This window comes from Pseudomonas agarici (assembly GCF_001543125.1).
In the GTDB taxonomy this organism is placed as follows: domain Bacteria; phylum Pseudomonadota; class Gammaproteobacteria; order Pseudomonadales; family Pseudomonadaceae; genus Aquipseudomonas; species Aquipseudomonas agarici.
In genome coordinates, this window is the sequence record NZ_CP014135.1 from 4,439,892 (window position 1) to 4,462,262 (window position 22,371).

The window sequence follows — 22,371 nt, forward strand, 5'->3', positions numbered from 1 at the left end:
GATACTGGAGACTTTAGCGCCAAGCCATTGAGGCGTGGAACCTTTACTCGTCATCGTCGAAGTTATAGCTACCCGGTGCCAGATTTTCGAAGCGCGTGTACTTGCCGATAAAGGCCAGCCGGATAAAGCCGATCGGCCCGTTCCGCTGCTTGCCGATAATGATCTCGGCGATGCCCTTGTGCTCGGTTTCCGGGTGATAGACCTCATCGCGGTACACGAACATGATCACGTCGGCGTCCTGCTCGATCGCTCCGGATTCGCGCAAGTCGGAGTTCACCGGACGCTTGTTTGGTCGTTGCTCCAGGGAACGGTTGAGCTGGGAAAGGGCCACCACCGGGCAGTTGAACTCTTTGGCCAGGGCCTTGAGGGAGCGGGAAATCTCGGAAATTTCGTTGGTCCGGTTATCGCCGCTGGAACCGGGAATCTGCATCAGTTGCAGATAGTCGATCATGATCAGGGCGATATCGCCGTGCTCGCGTACCAGGCGTCGGGTCCGCGCCCGCATTTCCGAGGGACTGATGCCGGCGGTATCGTCGATGAACAACTTGCGATCATTGAGCAGGTTGACCGCCGAGGTCAGGCGCGGCCAATCATCGTCTTCCAAGCGTCCGGCACGAACCTTGGTCTGGTCGATCCGCCCCAGCGAGGAAAGCATACGCATGATCAACGACTCGCCGGGCATCTCAAGGGAGTACACCAGCACCGCTTTGTCGCTGCGCAACACGGCGTTTTCCACCAGGTTCATGGCAAAGGTGGTCTTGCCCATCGACGGACGGCCGGCGACGATGATCAGGTCCGCCGGTTGCAGGCCGCTGGTCTTCTCGTCCAGGTCGGTATAGCCGGTGGACAGCCCGGTGATGGCGTTGTCGGTGTTGAACAGCGTATCGATGCGGTCGATGGCCTTGGTCAGCAGGTCGTTGACACTCACCGGGCCACCGGTCTTCGGACGCGCTTCGGCGATCTGGAAGATCTGCCGCTCGGCCTCGTCGAGGATCTCGGCGGCAGTGCGGCCTTCGGGATTGAAGGCGCTGTCGGCGATCTCCGTGCTGATACCGATCAATTGGCGCAGGGTCGCACGCTCGCGCACGATTGCGGCGTAGGCCTTGATGTTGGCGACCGACGGGGTGTTTTTCGCCAGTTCGCCAAGGTAGCCCAGGCCACCGACCTGCGAGGTCTGGCCTTCCTTGTCCAATTGCTCGGCCAGGGTCACAACGTCGATCGGCATGTTCTGATCGGCCAGTCGGGCGATCGCACGGAAAATCAGGCGGTGGTCATGTCGATAGAAATCGCCATCCGAAACCTGGTCAAGTACACGTTCCCAGGCATTGTTGTCCAGCATCAGGCCACCGAGCACGGCCTGTTCGGCCTCGATGGAATGCGGCGGCACCTTCAGGGCGGCGGTTTGCAGATCATATTGCTCGGGAGCGGAGATATCGTTCATGGCCACTTGAAATCAGATGGTGAGTGCAGAAAAACAAAGGGCACGACCTGAATGAACAGAGTCGTGCCCGATGTTAACCGCCTGGCGGGCAAGCCGCCAGACGATTGAGTGCCGCTTAAGCAGCCACCACAACAACGCGGACGGTTGCTTCGACTTCGGCGTGCAGGTGCACGGCCACGTCGAATTCGCCCACGTTGCGAATGGTACCGTTCGGCAGGCGCACTTCGCTTTTTGCCACTTCAACGCCAGAGGCGGTCAGGGCATCGGCGATGTCGTGGGTGCCGATCGAACCGAACAGCTTGCCTTCGTCACCGGCGGTGGCAGTGATGGTCACTTCCAGTTCAGCCAGTTGAGCGGCGCGCGATTGAGCCGAAGCTTTCTTGTCCGCCGCGGCTTTTTCCAGCTCGGCACGACGCTCCTCGAACGCAGCCAGGTTGGCAGCAGTCGCAGCGGTGGCTTTGCCGAAAGGCAGCAGGTAGTTACGACCGTAACCAGCCTTAACATTTACCTTATCGCCCAGGTTGCCCAGGTTGGCGATTTTTTCCAGAAGGATCAGTTGCATGTGGAAATCCTCTTAACTTTTAACCTTCACCGTTCGCGTTATCGGCGTCTTTCGACGCGAGACGACCGCGAAAATCAATCAGGCTGTCGACAATGGCCAGGACCACGAGCAACGGACCGAGCAAGTGCATGAAAGGCAACAACGTCACGTATATTCCCACCAACCAGAAAGTGGTCAGTCGTTTCTGCGCCACCAACCCATGAATCAGGGCCAGCCCGGCGAAGATCAGCGGCACGCCGCACAACGGCAACAAAATCAGTGCATGTAACCCAAAAAACGGAGCGACACACATGACGGCCAGCAGCGACAACGCCACGCTCTTGGGCAGTCGGATAGCGCGAAACTCGCGCCCGAAACCACCGGGGTTATACAACAACGCCTGCCAATAGCGCCCAAGAATCAGGCACAGCACGCTAAAGACCTGCAACGAAATGGCTGTCGAAACGATCATCAGCGGAACGATCAGGGCAGTGAGAAACGCCTTCTGGTCTGCCGAGAATTTCTCGTAGACCTCACCCATCGCCAGCGGCAGGACGTGTTCGAACGTCCGTGCCAGTGACTCGATGAAGGAACTGAACACCGTTCCCAGGCTCACCGCACACAACAATCCCACGGCCATGCTGCATAGCAGCACACGGTTCCAGGTATGCCCGGCGCGCAAAACCAACGCCAGGCTGCAAGCCCCGAACAGCACCAAAAGGGCCGTCGGATCTTTCAGGAAATGCCAGCTCAACAACACTGACAGCAACCCAATACCCAGGACGCTCAAGGCATCCGAACCACGCCGCAGGAGCACAAGGCATCCGGCGGCGGCACTCAACCAGAACAACAGCGGCAATGCCGCAGATCCGGCCACTACTAACGTGGCCTGCACGCGTCCCCGCATGATGAAGTCAGCTAAGGCACGCATACATTCAATCCCTTACTACTTGTCGACGGCCCGGTCTCAGCGGCCGTGGCTGTCGGTGTAGGCCAGCAGGGCCAGGAAGCGGGCGCGCTTGATAGCGGTAGCCAGCTGACGCTGATAACGAGCTTTGGTACCGGTGATACGGCTCGGAACGATTTTGCCGGTTTCGGATACGTAGGCTTTCAGGGTGTTGAGATCTTTGTAATCGATCTCTTTCACGTCTTCAGCGGTGAAGCGGCAGAATTTACGACGACGGAAGAAACGTGCCATGTAATAGGCTCCTCAAAAGGTCCGTGGATTACTCGTCAGCGTTATCGCTGTTGTCGCTGTCATCACCCTCAACGCCTTCGGCGTCGGCGTGCTCAGGACGGTCGCGACGCTCACGGCGCTCACTGCGGTTTTCTTCAGCCTTGAGCATCTCGGATTGGCCGGTAACGGCCTCTTCGCGACGGATGACCAGGTTACGAATCACAGCATCGTTGTAGCGGAAGTTGTCTTCCAGCTCGGCCAGGGCCTTGCCGGTGCATTCAACGTTCAGCATCACGTAGTGAGCTTTGTGAACATTGTTGATTGCGTAGGCCAGTTGACGACGACCCCAATCTTCCAGACGGTGGATTTTGCCGCCGTCTTCTTCGATCAGCTTGGTGTAACGCTCAACCATGCCGCCGACTTGCTCGCTTTGATCCGGGTGGACCAAAAAGATAATTTCGTAATGACGCATGAATGCTCCTTACGGGTTGTAGCCTGCCACTTAAAAGCGGTCAGACAAGGAGTGAATGACACGGGTGTGTCTTGCCTTCGAACAGGCACAAATGCGCCAGCCATCACGGCAAGGGGCGCAATTGTAGAGAACGGGCGGCAGCGGCGCAAGGTAATTGGCGATTATTTGAGCAGCCCATCGACTTTATGCAGACAACCCCTATGGCGAGCGAGCCACAGGGGCAGTCCATCACAGAGATCGGCTTCCCGGGTCAAGCCTTTTTGGTGGCAGCCTTGACGCTGCGCTGGCGCATGGCCTCGAACAGGCAAACGCCAGTGGCCACGGAGACGTTCAGGCTACTGACGCTACCAGCCATCGGGAGCTTCACCAGGTAGTCGCAGTGCTCGCGAGTCAGACGGCGCATGCCCTTGCCTTCGGCGCCCATGATCAGGATCGTCGGGCCGGTCAGATCCTGCTGATACAGCTCCTGCTCGGCTTCACCGGCCGTACCGACCACCCACAGGCCGCGCTGTTGGAGTTTCTCCAGGGTACGCGCCAGGTTGGTCACCGCCACCAGCGGAATCACTTCCGCCGCGCCACAGGCGACTTTGCGCACGGCCGGCGTCAAGGTCGCCGACTTATCCTTGGGCACCACCACCGCCAGCGCACCCGCCGCATCGGCGGTACGCAGGCAGGCGCCGAGGTTGTGCGGGTCGGTCACGCCATCCAGCACCAGGATCAACGGCGCGCCCTCGGTGCGATCAAGCAACTCGTCGAGCATGGCTTCGCCCCAGACCTGGCTCGGACTGACTTCCGCCACCACACCCTGGTGCACCCCCTCGACCCAGGCATCCATCTCGCGACGCTCGGCTTGGCCAACGGATACCTTGTTTTCACTGGCAAGCTGCAATAAGCCCTGGACCCGTGGGTCGCTACGACCTTCAGCCAGCCAGATCTGCTTGACGCGCTTGGGGTGATGACGCAACAACGCCTCCACGGCATGCACGCCGTAGATTTTTTCCAACTGACTCATGACTTGGCCTTAGGTTTACGGGGCCCGCCACTTTTCGCCGGACCGCTGCCCGCCTTGGGTGGACCTTTACGATGCTTGCTCGGCTTCTCCGAGGTAGTACCACGACCGGGCTTGCCATCGGCCTTGGCCTTGCCACCGCTTTTCGCTTCAGCCAGCAGCGCCTGCTTCATCTCGCGACTCTTGCGCACTTCAGCGTTTTTCGCAGCGGCATCGCTTGGGCGATAGACTTCGCTCGACTTCTTCTCGGCGGCCGTGCGGCGCCCGGTCTTGACCGGCTCGGCAGTTTTTTCAACGGCGACCGGAGCGCCGGTTTCGGCAACCCGCTTCTTGCGACCGATAGGCGCGCTGAGGGTTTTCTCGGCCATTTCGAAGTCGATCTTACGTTCGTCGAGATCGACGCGCATGACCTTCACTTCCACCGTATCGCCGAGACGGAAGCTGCGTCCGCTGCGCTCGCCCGCCAGACGGTGATGCACAGGGTCGAAGTGGTAATAATCACCCGGCAAGGCGGTGACATGTACCAGACCCTCGACGTAGATATCGGTCAACTCGACGAACAGGCCAAAACCGGTCACGGCAGTGACCACGCCGGGGAACGACTCGCCCACGCGATCTTTCATGAACTCGCACTTGAGCCAGTTCACTACGTCGCGGGTCGCCTCGTCGGCACGCCGCTCGCTCATTGAGCATTGTTCGCCCAACTGCTCCAGGATTGCCTCGTCGTAGGGATAGATCCGCGCCTTCGGAATCGTCATCGCGCCTGCACGCCGCACATGCGGGGTGTTCTGCTTGGAATGGATCACACTGCGGATCGCGCGATGCGTCAGCAGGTCGGGATAGCGACGGATCGGTGAGGTGAAGTGGGTGTAGGCCTGGTAATTCAGGCCGAAGTGGCCCTGATTATCGGCGCTATACACCGCCTGGCTCAAGGAGCGCAGCATGACGGTCTGGATCAGATGGAAATCCGGACGGCTCTGGATACTGGCCAGTAAAGCCTGGTAATCCTTCGGCGACGGACCGTCCTTGCCCTTATGCAGGGACAGGCCCAGCTCACCAAGGAATGCTCGCAGTTTCTCCAGGCGCTCCGGCGGAGGACCATCATGCACCCGGTACAGGGCCGGAATTTCGTGTTTCTTGAGGAACTCGGCGGTAGCCACGTTAGCCGCCAGCATGCACTCCTCGATCAACTTGTGGGCGTCGTTGCGGGTGGTCGGACGGATTTCGGCGATCTTGCGCTCGGAGCCGAAGATGATCCGGGTTTCCTGGGTTTCGAAATCGATCGCGCCACGGGTATGGCGAGCCGCCAGTAGCACTTTGTACAGCGCGTACAACTGCTTGAGGTCCGGGATCACTTGCGAATACTCGCCGCGCAGCTTCCTCGCCTCAGTGGTTTTCGGCTGTTCCAGGATCGAGCTGACCTTGTTGTAGGTCAGGCGGGCATGGGAGTGGATCACCGCCTCGTAGAACACATAGTCGGTCATCTCGCCCTTTTTCGACATCGTCATTTCACAGACCATGGCCAGGCGATCGACATGCGGGTTCAGCGAACACAGGCCGTTGGACAGTTCTTCCGGCAGCATCGGCACCACGCGCTCCGGGAAATAGACCGAGTTGCCGCGAACCTGGGCCTCGGCATCCAGCGCCGAGCCGATCTTCACGTAGCTGGAAACGTCGGCAATCGCCACGTACAGCTTCCAGCCACCGGAGAACAGGCGCAGCTTGCCGGGGATCGCTTCGCAATAGACCGCATCATCGAAGTCGCGGGCATCTTCGCCGTCGATGGTGACGAACGGCAGATGGCGCAGGTCGACGCGCTTCTCCTTGTCTTTCTCCTCGACAACCGGCTTGAGCTTGCCCGCTTCTTTGAGCACGGCTTCGGGCCAGACATGGGGAATATCGTAGGTGCGCAGGGCCACATCGATTTCCATGCCGGGAGCCATGTAGTTGCCCACGACTTCGACCACGTCGCCCTGGGGTTGGAAGCGCGGTGTCGGCCAGTGGGTGATCTTCACCTCGACGAACTGCCCGACACGGGCATCGGCATTGCGCCCCGGCGTAACCAGCACTTCCTGCTGGATTTTCGGATTGTCGGCCACGACAAAACCGATACCGCCCTCTTCGAAGTAACGGCCAACGATGGTCTCGTGGGCACGGGACACCACTTCGACAATCACCCCTTCGCGCCGACCACGCCGATCCAAACCGGAAACCCGCGCCAGGGCACGATCGCCATCGAACACCAGACGCATCTGCGCCGGACTCATGAACAGATCGTCGCTGCCGTCGTCGGGGATCAGAAAGCCGAAACCGTCACGATGGCCGGCGATACGACCAAGGATCAGGTCAAGCTTGTCCACTGGCGCGTAGGTACCGCGGCGGGTGTAAATCAGTTGGGCATCGCGCTCCATGGCACGAAGGCGGCGGCGCAGGGCCTCCAACTGGTCTTCGGTGGTCAGACCGAACTCTTCCACCAACTGTTCGCGACTCGCCGGCGAGCCGCGCTCGCTGAGGTGCGCCAGGATCAGCTCACGGCTAGGGATAGGGTTTTCATATTTTTCCGCTTCACGAGCGGCCTCGGGATCGAGGGACTGCCAATCGGCCATTAGATAAATTTCACCTTGTCTATATGCGGGTTAGTTTGGCATACGCGTATTAAAACGGGAAATTTCAGGCACGGATGACACCTGAAAACCCCTTTCTCGGTGGCTTCAGGCATCGCCGCGGACCGTTCGCGATATTTCTTTTACTTTTTCAATCACAGGGGTTTACAGTACACGAGTGCCTCCGTATAGTGCGCGCCATCTGCGACGGAGACGTTGTAGAGACTGCCCAGATGGTGAAATTGGTAGACACGCCAGCTTCAGGTGCTGGTGACCGCAAGGTCGTGGAAGTTCGAGTCTTCTTCTGGGCACCAATTCGAGACTTCAGAGATTCTGAAGTCTTCCAGAAACCCGCGAAAGCGGGTTTTTGCGTTTCTAGCCCCATGATTTCCTCGCCCCGCCAGCGCGCCGCAACCGACGCCCGCCCTCCTGATATTTGATTTATTAAAAGCAAAACAGGGGTTTACAGATCAAAACAGCCTCCGTATAGTTCGCCACGTCAACGGCTGCAACGCTGAAGATGCTGCCCAGATGGTGAAATTGGTAGACACGCCAGCTTCAGGTGCTGGTGACCGCAAGGTCGTGGAAGTTCGAGTCTTCTTCTGGGCACCAATTCAAGGCTTCAGAGATTCTGAGGTTTTCCAGAAACCCGCGAAAGCGGGTTTTTGCGTTTCTGGCCTTAGCATTCTTTCTAACCACACCACCGTCGCCCTCCAGCCTTTCCCATTTCTGGTCAGGCCCGAAACTGCCCCAAACTCGCCTTGAGCTGCGCAGCTAGGCTGTCGAGCACCTGACCGCTAGCCGTTGTTTCCACGACCGCCTGCGCCGAGCGCTCGGCCTGGGCATGAATTACCTGCACCCGCCCACGTACCGCATGCGCGCCTTCGGCTTGCTGCGCCGCAGCCTGGGTCGCCAGGGCGATGGCCGTATGCACCTGCTCGACCGAGGTTTGCACTGACTGTTGCAACTTGACGCTGGCACGCAACACCGCCAGCCCTTCGCTCGCCTGCCGCCCTGCCTGCTCGATGGCTGCCACCGCCTCGCGGGCGCCCAGTTGCAAGGCGCCGATATGTGCCTGGATATCCCCCGTGGAGCTCTGGGTCTTGCTCGCCAGAGCCCGCACCTCATCCGCCACCACTGCAAACCCGCGACCGGTCTCACCTGCCCGCGCCGCCTCGATGGCCGCGTTGAGCGCTAGCAGATTGGTCTGCTCGGCAATACCGTGGATCACTGTCAGCACCACCTCGATCTGCTCGCTCTGGCGGGCCAACCGCTCGATCACCTGGGAGCCCGTATCGACCTGCACCGCCAGGGCCTCGATCAGGCCACCGACCTGGGTCGAGGTGCGGGTATTTTCGTCGGTGGCCTGGCGAATATCGACCATCTGCTGGAGCGCCGCCTGCATCGCCTGACTCTCCGCCTGCGCCTCATCCGCCATGTGCTCCAGCGCCCGCAGGCTCTGCTCCACTTCGTCACGCTGTAGCTGAGCCGCCTTGTCGGCGCCCGCATTACGCAAACTCATGGCTCCGATCTCGACACCGGTACGCTGAGCCACCTCTCCCGCTTCACGCACGATGGGCTGCAACTTGTCGACAAAGCGATTGACCGCCGCGGCCATGTCGCCGATTTCGTCATTGCTGCTGAGCCGAACCCGTCTGGTCAGGTCGCCCTCGCCTGCCGCCAGGTCATTCAGTGCGCCAATCAGCAGGTGCAATTTGCTCACCACTCGCCATCCCAACATCACCGTCAGCACCAGCAGTACGCCCAGACCCACCAGTGCCAGGCCCAGGCCGATCCGCCACCGCAGGGTCCGCGCCGCGTCCTGGACGGTGCTGGCGATATTTACTTGCATTTGCGCAGCCGTGGACTGTGCCGACTGCAAACGTGCGCGCATAGCCGTCGAACTCTCGGTCGCAGCGCTCTGCAAACTGTCGCCCACCAGCTTGTCGCTACTGGCGATCAAGGCGGAGAAACGCTGGTCCAGGGCTTTCAGATCAGCTTCGACCGAGGCCGTCGAAACCCCCATCAGGACCTTGCCGATCTCTACGCCATTAGGATTGATCGACGCCTCGAGGTAGTAGACCGATGGATCGTTTTTCGCCGCATTCAACACCTTATCCAGCGCTCCCTCACCCTGGCCCTTTTCCAGTAGGGCCTGATTGATCGGATTGCCCCGATTCAGGTAACGGGTCAGGTGCTCGCCATTGGCGTCGTCGTACACCACAAACAGCACATTCGGATTGCGCTGGGCGCGACGGGCAAATTCCGATAGGATTGGCACGTCACTGTCCCACATCGCCCGGGGAGCGACGGAGGCGAGCAATTGCGCCATATCGTTGGCCGACTCCCGCAAATCCTTCTCCAAGGTAGCACGCAGTTGCGCCTGTTCACTTTCAAGACGCGAAGACAAACCGCCGGTCAGGCGCTGGCGCGTACTGGAAGAAAGCGTGTCGAGGCTCAACGTCACTTCCTTACTAGCCTGCTCCAGCTCGCTGGAAAGTTTCTGGCTATCGATATCCAGATGACTGGCAAGATCGGCCTCAAGGGCCGTGACCGTGCTTCGCGTCAGGGCGACCGCTACCAGCACCTGTACCAAAAGAGCGATACCGAGCGTAACGAACACAGGCCGCAGCAAACGGCTTTGTAGCAGTGAGAGAACGGCCGACACTGGAGACACCTCCCCTTTGGCGCCATTAATTTGATGGCGCACTTGTTAGAGGATAATCCCAGCAAGGGCCGTGCCGTACTGCAGACAGAAACGACAAAGGGTCCTGTAAGGGACCCTTTGTGATTTACATCAATACGTTATCAGGCGAAAGGATGACGCAGAACGATGGTTTCGTTGCGATCCGGACCCGTCGAGATAATGTCGATCGGCGCGCCGACCAATTCCTCGATGCGTTTGATGTAGGCACGGGCAGCCGCCGGCAGCTCTTCCAGGGTCTTGGCACCCAGGGTCGACTCGCTCCAACCTGGCATCTGCTCGTACACCGGCTCCAGGCCAATGTAGCTGTCGGCATCGGTCGGGGCGTCAATGACCGCACCGTTTTCGTTCTTGTAACCCACGCAGATATTGATGGTTTCAAGACCGTCCAGCACGTCCAGCTTGGTCAGGCACAGACCCGAGATGCTGTTGACGTCGATGGCGCGGCGCAGGATGACCGCATCGAACCAGCCACAACGACGAGCACGACCGGTGGTTGCACCGAACTCGTGACCACGCTTAGCCAGGAAGGCGCCGACGTCATCGAACAGCTCGGTCGGGAACGGCCCCGAGCCCACACGGGTGGTGTAGGCCTTGGTGATGCCGAGGATGTAATCCAGGTACATAGGTCCCACGCCCGAACCGGTGGCGATACCGCCAGCGGTGGTGTTGGAGCTGGTGACATAAGGATAGGTGCCATGGTCGATGTCCAGCAGCGAACCCTGGGCGCCTTCGAACATGATGTCCTTGCCAGCGCGACGCAAGTTATGCAGCTCGGCGGTGACGTCGAGCATCATCGGTTGGAGCAACTCGGCGTATTCCATGCACTCGTCGAGTGTCTTCTGGAAGTCGATGGCCGGCTCTTTGTAGTAATTGACCAGCACGAAGTTGTGGTAGTCCAGCAACTCGCCCAGCTTCGCGGCAAAACGTTCGCGGTGGAATAGATCGCCGATACGCAGACCGCGACGCGCGACCTTGTCTTCGTATGCCGGGCCGATGCCACGACCGGTGGTACCGATCTTCAGCTCGCCGCGAGCCTTCTCGCGGGCCTGGTCCAGGGCTACATGATAAGAGAGGATCAGCGGGCAGGACGGGCTGATACGCAGGCGCTCGCGCACCGGCACGCCTTTCTCCTCCAGCTTGGTGATTTCCCGCAGCAGGGCATCCGGCGCAACCACCACGCCATTGCCGATCAGGCACTGCACACCTTCGCGCAGCACGCCCGAAGGGATCAGGTGCAAGACGGTTTTCTCGCCGTCGATCACCAGGGTATGGCCAGCATTGTGACCACCCTGGTAGCGCACCACGGCGGCAGCATGTTCGGTCAGCAGATCAACGATCTTGCCTTTGCCCTCATCACCCCATTGGGTGCCCAGGACTACGACATTCTTACCCATAACACTTGTCCTCATTCGCGCAAACTTGGTGCCGGCAGCCGCCGGCAGGAAAACTCAAGAAGCCAGCGGCAATACTTGCCAAAGCCCATTCTGCAGAATCAATTGCCGGTCGCAGTTCGCGTCACGGGCGGCGGCGAGTGTCTGCCCAGGCAGGGCCTGGACGACACGCTGCCCCTCACCGCGCAACTGACAGACTTGCTGCCAGAGTGCCGCATCCGCACTGTCAGGCATCCAGATACCGCCAGATGGCAACTCGATCTCGGCACGCCCCAAGGTCACCAGGGTTTTCAAGTCGGTGGAAAACCCCGTTGCCGGGCGCGCACGACCGAAGTCCGCGCCGATATCGTCATAACGACCGCCCTGGGCGATGGCCTGCCCGACACCGGGGACAAACACCGCGAACACCACGCCGGTGTGGTAGTGATAGCCACGTAACTCGCCCAGATCGAAGTACAGCGGCAGATCCGGGAACCGCGCCGACAGCCGCTCGGCAATCGCCAGCAGGTCGTCCAGCGCCGCTGTGACCGGTGCCGGAGCCCCCGCCAGACGCACACGTGCAGCCGCCAGCACTTCACGGCCGCCGCACAGATCAACCAACGCACGCAGCATCGCGGCGAGCTCGGTCGGCAGGCCTGCGGTCAGGTCGATCACTTCATCGATGGCCTTGCGTTGCAGGGCATCGAACAGTTGCTGCTCCACTTCACCGGACAGGCCGGCCGCACGGGCCAGGCCACGGTAGATACCGACATGCCCGAGATCCATATGGACATCCGGCACGTCGGCCAGTTGCAGCATCGCCAGCATCAGACTGATGACTTCCACGTCGCTGCTCGGGCTGGCATCGCCATACAGCTCGGCCCCCAACTGGATCGGGCTGCGCGAGGACGACAAGGCCCGCGGCTGAGCATGCAGCACACTGCCGGCGTAACACAGGCGGCTCGGTCCTTCGCGACGCAGGGTATGGGCGTCGATACGCGCCACCTGCGGCGTGATATCGGCACGAAAACCCATTTGCCGACCCGACTGCGGGTCGATCACCTTGAAGGTACGCAAGTCCAGGTCCTGCCCCGCACCGGTCAGCAAGGACTCCAGGTACTCGATATGCGGGGTAACAACAAACTCATAGCCCCAGCTCTGGAACAGATCCAACACCTGGCGGCGCGCCACCTCGATGCGCGCCGCTTCAGGCGGCAGTACTTCTTCGATACCATCTGGCAGGAGCCAGCGGTCTACCGTTGCCATTACGCCTTTCCCCTATGATCCGGGCGGCAAGCCTAAAGGCGAGCCTTGAGTGAAGCAGAAAATGGTTAACGCGCGCGCAAGCACGACGCGACGAACAGCCGCAAACGGCTTCGCCTACCACTTTCCTCGAAAAACCTGTCGAATCAGCCAACTCGGTTTTGCCGGCCTGCCGGTTAATCAACCATACAGACGCAAAAAAGCCGGGAATTTCCCGGCTACCGTATCATACACACGTTTTCCGAAAGGATCACCCCGCCAGGCGTTTTAGCCGCCCGGCGGGAGTGTTGATGCGCGATGGATCAGGGCTTGGCTTTTTCCAGGTAATGGAAGAAGTCACTGCTTGGATCCAGGACCAGCACGTCACTCTTGTTCGCAAAGCTTTCACGGTAGGCGCGCAGGCTGCGATAGAACGCATAAAACTCCTGATCCTGGCCGTATGCCTTGGAATAGATAGCCGCCGCCTGGGCATCACCATCACCGCGGGCCTCTTCGGACTGGCGATAGGCTTCAGCCAGCAGCACGCGGCGCTGACGATCGGCATCGGCACGAATGCCTTCGGCCAGCTCATTACCTTTGGCGCGGTGCTCGCGAGCCTCACGTTCACGCTCGGTGCTCATGCGCTCGAACACGCTGCGGTTCACTTCCTTCGGCAGGTCGATGGCCTTGACCCGGACATCGATCACTTCGATCCCCAGCTCTTTCTCGGCCATCTTGTTCAGTGAGGAGGTGATATCCGCCATCAGCGCATCACGCTCACCGGACACCACTTCATGCAGGGTGCGCTTACCGAACTGGTCACGCAGGCCCGACTCCAGGCGGCGCGACAGACGCTCGTCGGCGATCTGCTTGAGACCGGAAGTCGCGGTGTAGAAGCGCTCGGCGTCCTTGACCCGCCACTTGGCGTAGGCATCGACCATCACGGCTTTCTTTTCCAGCGTCAGGAAGCGCTGGGTCGGGGCATCCAGGGTCATCAGGCGCGCATCGAACTTGCGCACCTGGTTGACGTAGGGAACCTTCACGTGAAGGCCCGGCTGGACATCCGCCTGGACCACGCGACCAAATTGCAGCAGTACGGCCCGCTCGGTCTGCGACACGATGTAGAAGCAGTTCCAGCCGACCAGTACGACAACGACGCCAACGATCAGGGCGATCAGCGATTTATTGCTCATCAGCGGCTCTCCCTCGTGCGCGTTTGCGGCAGGTCAGTGATATGCGGCACGGCACCCGAGTTACTAGAGGCGGCGGCCGAACCGGTTACTGGCGGATTAGCGCCCGAACTGTTCTGGATCATCTTGTCCAACGGCAGGTAGAGCAGGTTGCTCTGGCCGTTCTTGTTGCCGGTCACGAGCACCTTGCTGGTGTTGCTGAAGACTTCCTGCATGGTGTCCAGGTACAGACGCTGACGGGTGACTTCAGGTGCCTTGCGGTATTCGGCGACCAATTTGGTAAAGCGGTCGGCCTCACCCTTGGCGCGGGAGATAACTTCATCACGATAGCCGTTGGCATCCTCAAGGATACGCTGGGCCTGACCACGGGCTTCCGGAACCACGCCGTTGGCATAACCCTCGGCCTGGTTGCGCGAACGCTGCTCGTCTTCACGGGCACGGATCACGTCATCGAAGGCCTCTTGAACTTCACGAGGCGCCGCAGCGCTCTGTACGTTCACCTGGGTCACGGTGATACCGGTGCGATAGGTATCGAGGAACCGCTGCAGGCGCTCCTTGATTTCGCTGGCCATCAGCTCACGACCTTCGGTCAGCACCTGGTCCATGGCGGTGGAACCTACCACATGGCGCAGCGCACTGTCGGTGGCCTGTTGCAGACTGATTTCCGGCTGATCGACGTTCAGCACGAAATCCTGCAGGTTGGTAATCTTGTACTGCACGGTCAGCGGCACTTCGACGATATTCTCGTCTTCGGTCAGCATCTGCCCCTGCTTGGTATAGGCACGCTCACGCGTGACGTTTTCCATGTACTTCTTGTCGATCGGCGGGAAATAGATATTCAGACCCGGGCCGACTGTCTCGTAGTACTTGCCGAAGCGCAGCACCACGGCCTGCTCCTGCTCGTCCACGACATAGACCGCGCTGTACAGCCAGACAGCCGCCAGCACGACCAGGCCGATGCCCAGGAGGCCGAAACCACCGCCCCGGCTGCTCGATCCGCCACCGTCGTCACTGCGTTTCTTTCCGCCACCGAACAACCCATTAAGGCTTTCCTGCAGCTTGCGGAAGGCCTCGTCAAGATCCGGAGGCCCCTTGCGGTCGCCATTGTTACGGCGCTTGCCACCCCAAGGATCCTGATTGTTCGAGTTGCCACCCGGCTCATTCCAAGCCATAGCGCTCTCCATCTGATAAAGCAAAGACGCGCCCACGGCGCGCCGCCCCATGCTACAGAATGCCTGCTACAGCGGCATAACCGCTTTGTCAGGCTTTATATTGCAAAGTGTGTTGCTCGATGAACTCCGCCGGCGTCATTCCCGCGCGCGAGACCATTCGATTGAGTTCGGCCCTGGGCAAACGCACCGACAGCAGGCAGGCACCCTCTTCGTCATGTTCTTCTTTCTGAACTGCGCCCAACTCGAAAAACTGTGCACGCAGTCGAGCAAAACGCTGCGGTAAGTGCAAGGTACCAACGAACAAATCACTGCCCAACAACTCGGCAATCGCCTGTTCGAGCAATTCAAGGCCGATACCGTCACGCGCCGAAAGCCAGACTCGTTGTGGCTTACCGTCTTCAGCGCGCTGGATCTGCGGCTCGACACCCTCAAGCAGGTCGAGTTTGTTATACACCTCAAGGATCGGCAAGTCCTGGGCTCCGATCTCGCCCAACACCACCATTACCTGCTCGATCTGCAGCATGCGGTCCGGCTCCGCGGCGTCGATCACGTGCAGCAGCAGGTCGGAGTTGCTCGACTCTTCGAGCGTAGCCCGGAAAGCCTCGACCAGCTTGTGGGGCAGATGCCGGATAAAACCCACCGTGTCGGCCAGCACGACTGGCCCGAGGTCCTCTAGATCGAGACGGCGCAAGGTTGGATCGAGGGTGGCGAACAACTGGTCGGCGGCATACACATCGGATTCGGTGACGGCGTTGAATAACGTCGACTTGCCGGCGTTGGTATAGCCTACCAGCGACACCGTCGGGATATCGGCGCGCTTGCGCCCACGACGGGATTGCTCGCGCTGGCTGCGGACCTTTTCCAGCCGGCTCTTGATCTGTCGCAAACGCACCCGCAACAGGCGCCGGTCGGTTTCCAGTTGCGTCTCACCGGGACCGCGCAGGCCGATACCGCCCTTCTGCCGCTCAAGGTGCGTCCAGCCACGGACCAGGCGCGTGCTCATATGCTCAAGCTGGGCCAGTTCAACCTGCAACTTGCCTTCATGGGTGCGCGCGCGCTGGGCGAAAATATCGAGAATCAAGCCCGTGCGATCAAGCACGCGACACTCGAAAGCACGTTCGAGGTTACGCTCCTGACTGGGGGTGAGAATGTGATTGAAAATCACGATATCGACCTGTTCGGCCTTGACCAGGTCGCGAAGCTCCTCAACCTTGCCAGTGCCAATCAGATACTTGGCGGTAGGTCGATGACGCGGCACGTTGAAAAACGCGACGGTCTCGGCACCTGCCGACAGCGCCAACTCCTGAAACTCCTGCGGATCTTCGCGCGCCTCAGGGTCCTGACCTTCCAAGTGAACGAGGACTGTCCGTTCACCACCACCGTGGCGCTCAAAGAACAAAGGAGACTCCTATCAGGCGTTACCTGGCTCAGCGTCGTCCTGTTCGGATTCGGTTGCGCTAGGCAGACGAATTGGACGAACCGGCACCACTGTCGAGATAGCATGCTTGTAGACCATCTGGCTGACGGTGTTCTTCAGCAGGATCACGAACTGGTCGAAGGATTCGATCGTGCCTTGCAGTTTGATCCCGTTGACCAGATAGATGGAAACCCCAACCTTTTCTTTACGCAAGGTATTCAGGTAAGGGTCTTGTAGCGAATGCCCTTTTGACATGTGCCGCACTCCTTTAAGGATCAATAGTAAAAAATGAGTAAACAGGTGGCTTATGCCGCCACTCCCCCAAGGATAGACGGCCATTGCATGGACTCAGCCCAATATGGAGATCGTCCCAAGGTATTTCAAGGCGCGTGGCAGATTGTCGCAATCCAGGCTGTCCAGCCAGTGTAAATCAGCCCAACTGCGTAACCAGGTGAACTGGCGCTTCGCCAATTGGCGCGTGGCAATGATGCCTCGCTCCCGCATTTCGGCTGGCGCCAGCTTGCCATCCAGATGATCCCAGACTTGTCGGTAACCTACAGCACGTATAGAGGGCAACCCGACATGCAAGTCACCTCTGCTACGCAGGGCTACGACCTCGTCAATGAATCCCTGTTCCAACATTTGTGTAAATCTTTGTGCAATTCGTTCATGCAATACCTGGCGGCTTGCCGGGGCAATGGCCAGATTGGCGACAGTATAGGGTAATTGCGGGCGTCCCGAAGCGCCTACCTCAGTACTTTGCGCAGATTGTCGCCGCCGAAGGGCTGTCATGTTCGACCCGCTGACCCGATAGACCTCCAATGCCCGGCTCAATCTTTGCGGGTCATTGGGGTGAATACGTGCCGCCGATTCCGGATCGATATGGGCCAATTGATCGTGCAGCGCTCGCCAGCCATGACGCGCAGCCTCTTCTTCAATGTCTGCACGAACCTGCGGATCAGCCGCCGGCATATCCGCCAGACCTTCAAGCAAAGCCTTGTAGTAGAGCATTGTACCACCAACCAGCAGGGGAATTTTCCCCCGTGCGGTGATCTCGGCCATGGCCGCCAGCGCATCGCAGCGAAATTGCGCCGCCGAATAACTCTGTGCCGGATCGAGAATATCGATCAAGCGATGCGGAAACTGCGCCAACAACTCTTTCGCAGGCTTGGCGGTGCCGATGTCCATGTCCCGGTACACCAGAGCGGAGTCGACACTGATCAACTCGCAGGGCAAGACCTTGGTCAACTCAATGGCCAGGTCGGTCTTGCCGGCCGCCGTCGGGCCCATGAGGAAAATGGCCGGCGGTAATGCCTTGGAATCCGTCATCAGCGGCCACGCAAAAACAGTTTGTCCAGATCATCCAGCCCAAGCTGGGTCCAGGTGGGCCGACCATGATTGCACTGACCACTGCGCTCGGTGTTTTCCATGTCCCGCAGCAAGCCGTTCATTTCCGCCAGCGCCAAGCGCCGATTGGCACGAATAGCACCGTGGCAGGCCATGGTCCCGAGCAGCTCGTTCAAGTGCGCCTGGATACGATCGCTGGTGCCGTACTCCATCAGGTCCGCCAGCACATCCTGCACCAGTCGGTTGGCTTCAGCCTGCTTGAGCAACGCTGGAATCTGGCGGATGGCGAGGGTTTCCGGGCCCAAGCGTTGCAGCTCGAAACCCAGGCGCTGGAACCAGCCGACATGCTCCTCGGCGCAATCGGCCTCGCGCTGGCTGACGGCCAGGGACTCGGGCACCAACAGCGGCTGGCCACTCAGCCCTTCGCTGGCCATGGCAATTTTCAGCCGTTCATACATGATCCGTTCGTGGGCGGCGTGCATATCCACCAGCACCAGGCCCTGAGCATTTTCGCAGAGGATATAAATGCCCTTGAGTTGCGCCAGCGCATAACCCAGCGGCGGAATATCACCCTGACTCTCGGGCAGGCTCGCTACGCCAGCCTCGGGCAACGGCGCGAAGAACTCACGGTAAGCGCTTTGTGCTTCTGCCGCTGGCGGCATCTGGGTCGATTGTGGGCGGTATTGATACTGATAACCGGCCCCGGAAGACGATCCGGCAGTTGACACAAAAGGCGCCGAAGGCTGCGCCTGCGGTTGCTCGAGCAAATGCGCGGCCAGGCGCATTTCGCCCTGGGGGCCGAACTCACCGGCGTCGAGCCCGCTCGGGCGAACGATGCCGGTCACTGCCGCCGGTGCCGCCAACTGGTCTTCGGGGCGCACATCGCCCAGAGCACGGTGCAATGTGCCGTAGAGAAAATCGTGGACCATGCGCCCATCACGAAAGCGTACTTCGTGCTTGGTCGGGTGTACGTTAACATCGACCACCGAGGGATCGACCTCGAAAAACAACACGAAGGTCGGATGCCGACCGTTGAACAACACGTCGCGATAAGCCTGGCGCACCGCGTGAGCGACCAGTTTGTCGCGTACCGCGCGACCGTTTACATAGAAATACTGCAGGTCCGCCTGGCTGCGAGAGAACGTCGGCAAGCCGACCCAGCCCCACAAGTGCAGGCCATTGCGCTCGACCTCGATGGGCAGCGCCTGTTCGAGGAAACCCGAACCGCAGACCGCCGCCACACGCCGGGCACGGGCTGCATCGTCATGGGCCTCATGCAGATTGAGAATACTCTTGCCGTTGTGGCGCAGGTGAAAGGCCACATCGAAACGGGCCAGCGCCAGACGCTTGATCACTTCTTGCAGGTGGTCGAATTCGGTCTTCTCGGCCTTGAGGAATTTGCGGCGTGCCGGCGTATTGAAGAACAGGTCGCGCACTTCCACCGACGTGCCCACCGGGTGGGCCGCCGGTTGTACTCGGGCATCCATGTCGCGACCTTCGGTTTCTACCTGCCAGGCCTGATCGGCGTCGCGGGTCCGCGAGGTCAGGGTCAGGCGCGCCACGGAACTGATGGACGCCAGGGCCTCACCGCGAAAGCCGAGGCTCATCACCCGTTCAAGGTCTTCCAGGTCGCGGATCTTGCTGGTGGCATGACGTGCCAGGGCCAGCGGCAGGTCATCGGCAGAGATGCCACTGCCGTCATCGCGTACCCGCAACAGTTTGACTCCAGCCTGCTCGACGTCCACCTCGATACGTTTGGCACCGGAGTCCAGACTGTTTTCCAGCAACTCCTTGATCACCGAGGCCGGTCGCTCGACCACCTCGCCCGCAGCGATCTGGTTCGCCAGGCGCGGGCTGAGCAACTCGATACGGGCATGTTCGTTCAAGATGGCATCGCTCATTGTTTGGCCGCTAGTTCAGTACCGGGAATGGTCAGGTTCTGCCCCACCTTCAACTCGTCGCTGGACAGGTTGTTGGCACTGCGCAAGGTCGCCGCCGACACCTGGTAGCGCACGGCGAGCATGGCCAGGGTTTCGCCCGGCGCCACGCGATGGTCACGTGGCCCCTGGGCGATCTTGCCGGAATCGCGCAACCAGGCGATGTAGGTGCCCGGTGGTGGGTTTTGCTGGAAGAACTGGCGGATACCGGCACTGATCGAACGTGCCAGTGCCTGCTGATGATTGGAGGACGCCAGCTTGGCCGCCTCGTTGGAGTTGGAGATAAACCCGGTTTCCACCAGGATCGACGGAATATCCGGCGACTTCAACACCATGAATCCGGCCTGCTCGACACGCGGCTTGTGCAGCGGCGTGACCCGACCGATGTTGCTCAGCACTTTCTGGCCCACGTTGAGGCTGGAGGTCAAGGAGGCGGTCATCGACAGGTCGAGCAAGACACCGGCGAGCATCTTGTCCTTGTCGTCGAGGCTGACGTTACCGGCGCCGCCGATCAGGTCGGAGCGGTTTTCGCTGTCGGCCAGCCAACGGGCGGTTTCGGAGGTGGCGCCACGATCGGACAGGGCGAACACCGAGGCACCGAAGGCCGCGGCCGAAGGCGCGGCGTCCGCATGGATCGAGACAAACAGGTCGGCGCCCTTCTTGCGAGCGATCTCGGTACGGCCGCGCAATGGAATGAAGTAGTCGCCGGTGCGGGTCAGCTCGGCACGGTAACCTTTCTGGCCGTTGACCTGGCGTTGCAGCTCACGGGCGATGGATAGCACCACGTCTTTCTCGTGCTGGCCACGGGAGCCCGAGGCGCCTGGGTCTTCGCCGCCGTGGCCAGCATCGATCACCACGATGATGTCACGCTGGCCCGATGGCGCCGGCGGTAGCTTGATCGCCGGCTCCGTCGCCCTCACCGGAACCGCCGGTACAGTTGCCACGGCGGCTGTCGGTGCTGGCGGTGGCGCCGCATCGGCAGGGTTGTCGAACAGATCGACCACCAGGCGGTTGCCATACTGGGCGTTCGGCGCCAGGGTGAAGCTTTTCGGGGTCACGACCTTCTTCAGGTCGATCACCACCCGCAGGTCGGTCGGCGTGCGCTGGGCGGTGCGGATGCTGGTGATTGGCGTATTGGCCGTTGGTACGTTCAATGGACTGGCCAGGGTTGCGCCATTGATGTCGATCACCAGGCGGTCGGGGGCGGTCAGCGTGAACACGCTGTGCTGAACGGTACCGGACAGATCGAATACCAGTCGTGTGTTATCCGGGGCTCGCCACAGTCGAACACTTTTGACCTGTGTCGCCGCTACAGCGTCGACGGCCAGTGCCGTAAGCACCAGTCCTACGACAGCAACCAACGCGCGAATGCGCATACCAAACCCCATCATCTATTTGAATTCCAATGCCAATGCGGCACACCAGGCCTCGCCTCGCGAGCCCTGGGACAGCAGACACAACGAACGCCCGCCATTATGCGGGCTAATGGTAATGGTCAGGTCAGGCTTTGGCAAAAAGCCTGCGCCTTTTTCGGGCCACTCCACCAGGCACAGCGCATCGCCGTCAAAATAATCGCGAATGCCCAGGTATTCGAGTTCTTCGGGATCGACCAGGCGATACAGATCGAAATGGTAAGCCCGTATTTCGGCGAACTCATACGGTTCGACGAGGGTAAAAGTCGGACTCTTGACCGCTCCGACATGCCCCAAGCCGCGAATGATGCCGCGCGACAGGGTGGTCTTGCCGGCCCCTAGTTGGCCTTCGAGAAAGATCACACCGACGCCGCCGGTTACTTCGGCAACTTTCCCACCGAACGCCACCATGCTCTCTTCATTCATCAATTGCAGGGTTAGTTCAGACACGGCGATTGCTCCTCCAGCAATTGGCGGATGGTTGGAATCAGATCACTGGCCGCCAGCCCACGACCATTTTTGCCTTGCAGTTCGCCGGCGCGGGCATGCAACCAGACCGCCAGGCAGGCCGCGTCGAATGCGGCCAGGCCTTGGGCCCGCAAGGCACCGATCAGGCCTGCCAGGACATCCCCCAGCCCAGCCGTGGCCATTGCCGGATGGCCGCGCTCACAAACCGACAGTCGTCCATCGGGGGCGGCAATCAGACTGCCGGCGCCCTTGAGCACGCATACCGCCTGGTATTTCTCGACCAGGGCTCGCACGGCGGCGACACGATCGGCCTGCACCTGCGCTGTCGACCAGCCCAACAAGTGCGCGGCCTCGCCGGGGTGCGGGGTGATCACGCAGTCAGCTGGCAGCCACGCCTCCCCCACTGCGAGCAGGTTCAAGGCATCGGCGTCCCAGACCTGCGCCATCGTGGCATTCGCGGCCAGCGACAACAGGCTGCGGCTCCAGGCGAACCGCCCGAGCCCCGGACCGACCACCAGCACCGTGGCCTGCTCGAGCACGCTCATCAGTTGATTGGCCGACTCGACGCCGATCACCATCACTTCCGGCAGACGCGCCAGCGCGGCGGCCACGTGTTCCGGCCGCGTCGCCAGAGAGACCAGCCCCGCGCCACCGCGCAGTGCCGTTTCGGCACCGAGCAGGATCGCCCCGCCGAAACGTCGATCACCACCGATCAACAACACATGCCCGAACTGGCCCTTGTGAGCGTCCGGTTGCCGTGCGGGAAGGCTCGGCAAAGTGGCGAGTGTCAGTGACTGAATATCGGGAAAAGGCGGTTTAGTCGGCGGCATGCGTCGTTCGGCTCTGATGTCTGGCAGAATTATACG

19 protein-coding genes and 2 tRNA genes are annotated in these 22,371 nt (G+C 60.5%); 2 read left to right on the plus strand and 19 right to left on the minus strand.

Going from position 1 to position 22,371, the window contains the following annotated elements; all coding sequences use genetic code 11:
- Window positions 1–43: 43 nt before the first annotated feature.
- From dnaB to rnr, 7 genes are all read right to left on the minus strand, one after another.
- Entirely contained in the window at window positions 44–1,441 is a 1,398-nt protein-coding gene (gene dnaB, locus AWM79_RS19530) for a replicative DNA helicase (RefSeq protein ID WP_017125058.1), read from the minus strand.
- A gap of 115 nt (window positions 1,442–1,556) precedes the next feature.
- A complete protein-coding gene (rplI, locus tag AWM79_RS19535) occupies window positions 1,557–2,003 on the minus strand; it encodes a 50S ribosomal protein L9 (RefSeq protein WP_017133317.1) in 447 nt (148 codons plus the stop codon).
- 19 nt (window positions 2,004–2,022) lie between these two features.
- Window positions 2,023–2,913, minus strand: a complete 891-nt coding sequence (locus tag AWM79_RS19540; protein ID WP_017133318.1) for a YybS family protein — start codon at window positions 2,911–2,913, stop codon at window positions 2,023–2,025.
- Window positions 2,914–2,949: 36 nt separating this feature from the next.
- Window positions 2,950–3,180 carry a 30S ribosomal protein S18 gene (gene rpsR / locus AWM79_RS19545; RefSeq protein ID WP_002551829.1) on the minus strand — a complete coding sequence of 77 codons (231 nt, stop codon included), beginning with the start codon at window positions 3,178–3,180 and terminating at the stop codon, window positions 2,950–2,952.
- 28 nt (window positions 3,181–3,208) lie between these two features.
- Window positions 3,209–3,631 carry a 30S ribosomal protein S6 gene (rpsF, locus tag AWM79_RS19550; protein ID WP_060783578.1) on the minus strand — a complete coding sequence of 141 codons (423 nt, stop codon included), beginning with the start codon at window positions 3,629–3,631 and terminating at the stop codon, window positions 3,209–3,211.
- A gap of 250 nt (window positions 3,632–3,881) precedes the next feature.
- Window positions 3,882–4,643 (minus strand): 23S rRNA (guanosine(2251)-2'-O)-methyltransferase RlmB, encoded by a 762-nt coding sequence (gene rlmB, locus AWM79_RS19555; protein WP_060783579.1) that lies wholly within the window; start codon window positions 4,641–4,643, stop codon window positions 3,882–3,884.
- Entirely contained in the window at window positions 4,640–7,246 is a 2,607-nt protein-coding gene (gene rnr, locus AWM79_RS19560) for a ribonuclease R (protein ID WP_060783580.1), read from the minus strand. Before rnr ends, rlmB begins: the two co-directional genes overlap by 4 nt.
- A gap of 224 nt (window positions 7,247–7,470) precedes the next feature.
- On the opposite strand from rnr, the gene AWM79_RS19565 reads away from it, so the two are divergent.
- Both AWM79_RS19565 and AWM79_RS19570 read left to right on the plus strand, forming a co-directional pair.
- A tRNA-Leu gene (locus AWM79_RS19565) sits at window positions 7,471–7,557 on the plus strand.
- Between the two features lie 211 nt (window positions 7,558–7,768).
- Window positions 7,769–7,855: transfer RNA gene (locus AWM79_RS19570), tRNA-Leu, on the plus strand.
- 121 nt (window positions 7,856–7,976) lie between these two features.
- Here AWM79_RS19570 and AWM79_RS19575 read toward each other — a convergent pair.
- The 12 genes from AWM79_RS19575 to AWM79_RS19630 all read right to left on the minus strand — a co-directional run bounded on the left by AWM79_RS19575 (window position 7,977) and on the right by AWM79_RS19630 (window position 22,335).
- Window positions 7,977–9,911 (minus strand): methyl-accepting chemotaxis protein, encoded by a 1,935-nt coding sequence (locus tag AWM79_RS19575; protein ID WP_026013326.1) that lies wholly within the window; start codon window positions 9,909–9,911, stop codon window positions 7,977–7,979.
- Window positions 9,912–10,051: 140 nt separating this feature from the next.
- Window positions 10,052–11,344: an adenylosuccinate synthase gene (locus tag AWM79_RS19580; RefSeq protein WP_017133323.1), complete on the minus strand. Its 1,293-nt coding sequence runs from the start codon at window positions 11,342–11,344 to the stop codon at window positions 10,052–10,054.
- Between the two features lie 54 nt (window positions 11,345–11,398).
- Complete coding sequence (locus tag AWM79_RS19585; RefSeq protein WP_060783581.1) at window positions 11,399–12,586, minus strand: ATP phosphoribosyltransferase regulatory subunit; 1,188 nt, start codon at window positions 12,584–12,586, stop codon at window positions 11,399–11,401.
- A 299-nt stretch (window positions 12,587–12,885) separates the two neighbouring features.
- The gene (gene hflC / locus AWM79_RS19590) at window positions 12,886–13,755 is read right to left on the minus strand and encodes a protease modulator HflC (protein WP_017133325.1); all 870 of its coding nucleotides are present in this window, start codon (window positions 13,753–13,755) and stop codon (window positions 12,886–12,888) included.
- Window positions 13,755–14,924 carry an FtsH protease activity modulator HflK gene (gene hflK, locus AWM79_RS19595; RefSeq protein ID WP_017133326.1) on the minus strand — a complete coding sequence of 390 codons (1,170 nt, stop codon included), beginning with the start codon at window positions 14,922–14,924 and terminating at the stop codon, window positions 13,755–13,757. The genes hflC and hflK overlap by 1 nt, the downstream gene beginning before the upstream one ends.
- Window positions 14,925–15,012: 88 nt before the next feature.
- Window positions 15,013–16,323 (minus strand): ribosome rescue GTPase HflX, encoded by a 1,311-nt coding sequence (gene hflX / locus AWM79_RS19600; RefSeq protein ID WP_017133327.1) that lies wholly within the window; start codon window positions 16,321–16,323, stop codon window positions 15,013–15,015.
- Between the two features lie 12 nt (window positions 16,324–16,335).
- Window positions 16,336–16,596: an RNA chaperone Hfq gene (gene hfq, locus AWM79_RS19605; protein ID WP_017133328.1), complete on the minus strand. Its 261-nt coding sequence runs from the start codon at window positions 16,594–16,596 to the stop codon at window positions 16,336–16,338.
- Window positions 16,597–16,689: 93 nt separating this feature from the next.
- Entirely contained in the window at window positions 16,690–17,670 is a 981-nt protein-coding gene (miaA, locus tag AWM79_RS19610) for a tRNA (adenosine(37)-N6)-dimethylallyltransferase MiaA (RefSeq protein WP_017133329.1), read from the minus strand.
- Window positions 17,670–19,574, minus strand: coding sequence for a DNA mismatch repair endonuclease MutL (gene mutL / locus AWM79_RS19615; RefSeq protein ID WP_167375471.1), 1,905 nt, complete (start codon window positions 19,572–19,574; stop codon window positions 17,670–17,672). Before mutL ends, miaA begins: the two co-directional genes overlap by 1 nt.
- A gap of 11 nt (window positions 19,575–19,585) precedes the next feature.
- Window positions 19,586–21,013: an N-acetylmuramoyl-L-alanine amidase gene (locus AWM79_RS19620; RefSeq protein ID WP_208599957.1), complete on the minus strand. Its 1,428-nt coding sequence runs from the start codon at window positions 21,011–21,013 to the stop codon at window positions 19,586–19,588.
- A gap of 3 nt (window positions 21,014–21,016) precedes the next feature.
- On the minus strand, window positions 21,017–21,487 hold the full coding sequence (gene tsaE / locus AWM79_RS19625) for a tRNA (adenosine(37)-N6)-threonylcarbamoyltransferase complex ATPase subunit type 1 TsaE (RefSeq protein ID WP_026013327.1): 471 nt from the start codon (window positions 21,485–21,487) through the stop codon (window positions 21,017–21,019).
- Complete coding sequence (locus tag AWM79_RS19630) at window positions 21,475–22,335, minus strand: NAD(P)H-hydrate dehydratase (protein WP_026013328.1); 861 nt, start codon at window positions 22,333–22,335, stop codon at window positions 21,475–21,477. Before AWM79_RS19630 ends, tsaE begins: the two co-directional genes overlap by 13 nt.
- Window positions 22,336–22,371 lie beyond the last annotated feature (36 nt).

What these genes read in the sequence shown, in the direction of transcription:
- AWM79_RS19540 (WP_017133318.1), bottom strand. Translation starts at nt 2,913, where the DNA reads ATGCGTGCCTTAGCTGACTTCATCATGCGGGGACGCGTGCAGGCCACG.
- AWM79_RS19580 (WP_017133323.1), bottom strand. Translation starts at nt 11,344, where the DNA reads ATGGGTAAGAATGTCGTAGTCCTGGGCACCCAATGGGGTGATGAGGGC.
- rlmB (WP_060783579.1), bottom strand. Translation starts at nt 4,643, where the DNA reads ATGAGTCAGTTGGAAAAAATCTACGGCGTGCATGCCGTGGAGGCGTTG.
- rnr (WP_060783580.1), bottom strand. Translation starts at nt 7,246, where the DNA reads ATGGCCGATTGGCAGTCCCTCGATCCCGAGGCCGCTCGTGAAGCGGAA.
- AWM79_RS19630 (WP_026013328.1), bottom strand. Translation starts at nt 22,335, where the DNA reads ATGCCGCCGACTAAACCGCCTTTTCCCGATATTCAGTCACTGACACTC.
- hflK (WP_017133326.1), bottom strand. Translation starts at nt 14,924, where the DNA reads ATGGCTTGGAATGAGCCGGGTGGCAACTCGAACAATCAGGATCCTTGG.
- dnaB (WP_017125058.1), bottom strand. Translation starts at nt 1,441, where the DNA reads ATGAACGATATCTCCGCTCCCGAGCAATATGATCTGCAAACCGCCGCC.
- rpsF (WP_060783578.1), bottom strand. Translation starts at nt 3,631, where the DNA reads ATGCGTCATTACGAAATTATCTTTTTGGTCCACCCGGATCAAAGCGAG.
- AWM79_RS19620 (WP_208599957.1), bottom strand. Translation starts at nt 21,013, where the DNA reads ATGGGGTTTGGTATGCGCATTCGCGCGTTGGTTGCTGTCGTAGGACTG.
- rpsR (WP_002551829.1), bottom strand. Translation starts at nt 3,180, where the DNA reads ATGGCACGTTTCTTCCGTCGTCGTAAATTCTGCCGCTTCACCGCTGAA.
- miaA (WP_017133329.1), bottom strand. Translation starts at nt 17,670, where the DNA reads ATGACGGATTCCAAGGCATTACCGCCGGCCATTTTCCTCATGGGCCCG.
- AWM79_RS19585 (WP_060783581.1), bottom strand. Translation starts at nt 12,586, where the DNA reads ATGGCAACGGTAGACCGCTGGCTCCTGCCAGATGGTATCGAAGAAGTA.
- hfq (WP_017133328.1), bottom strand. Translation starts at nt 16,596, where the DNA reads ATGTCAAAAGGGCATTCGCTACAAGACCCTTACCTGAATACCTTGCGT.
- rplI (WP_017133317.1), bottom strand. Translation starts at nt 2,003, where the DNA reads ATGCAACTGATCCTTCTGGAAAAAATCGCCAACCTGGGCAACCTGGGC.
- hflC (WP_017133325.1), bottom strand. Translation starts at nt 13,755, where the DNA reads ATGAGCAATAAATCGCTGATCGCCCTGATCGTTGGCGTCGTTGTCGTA.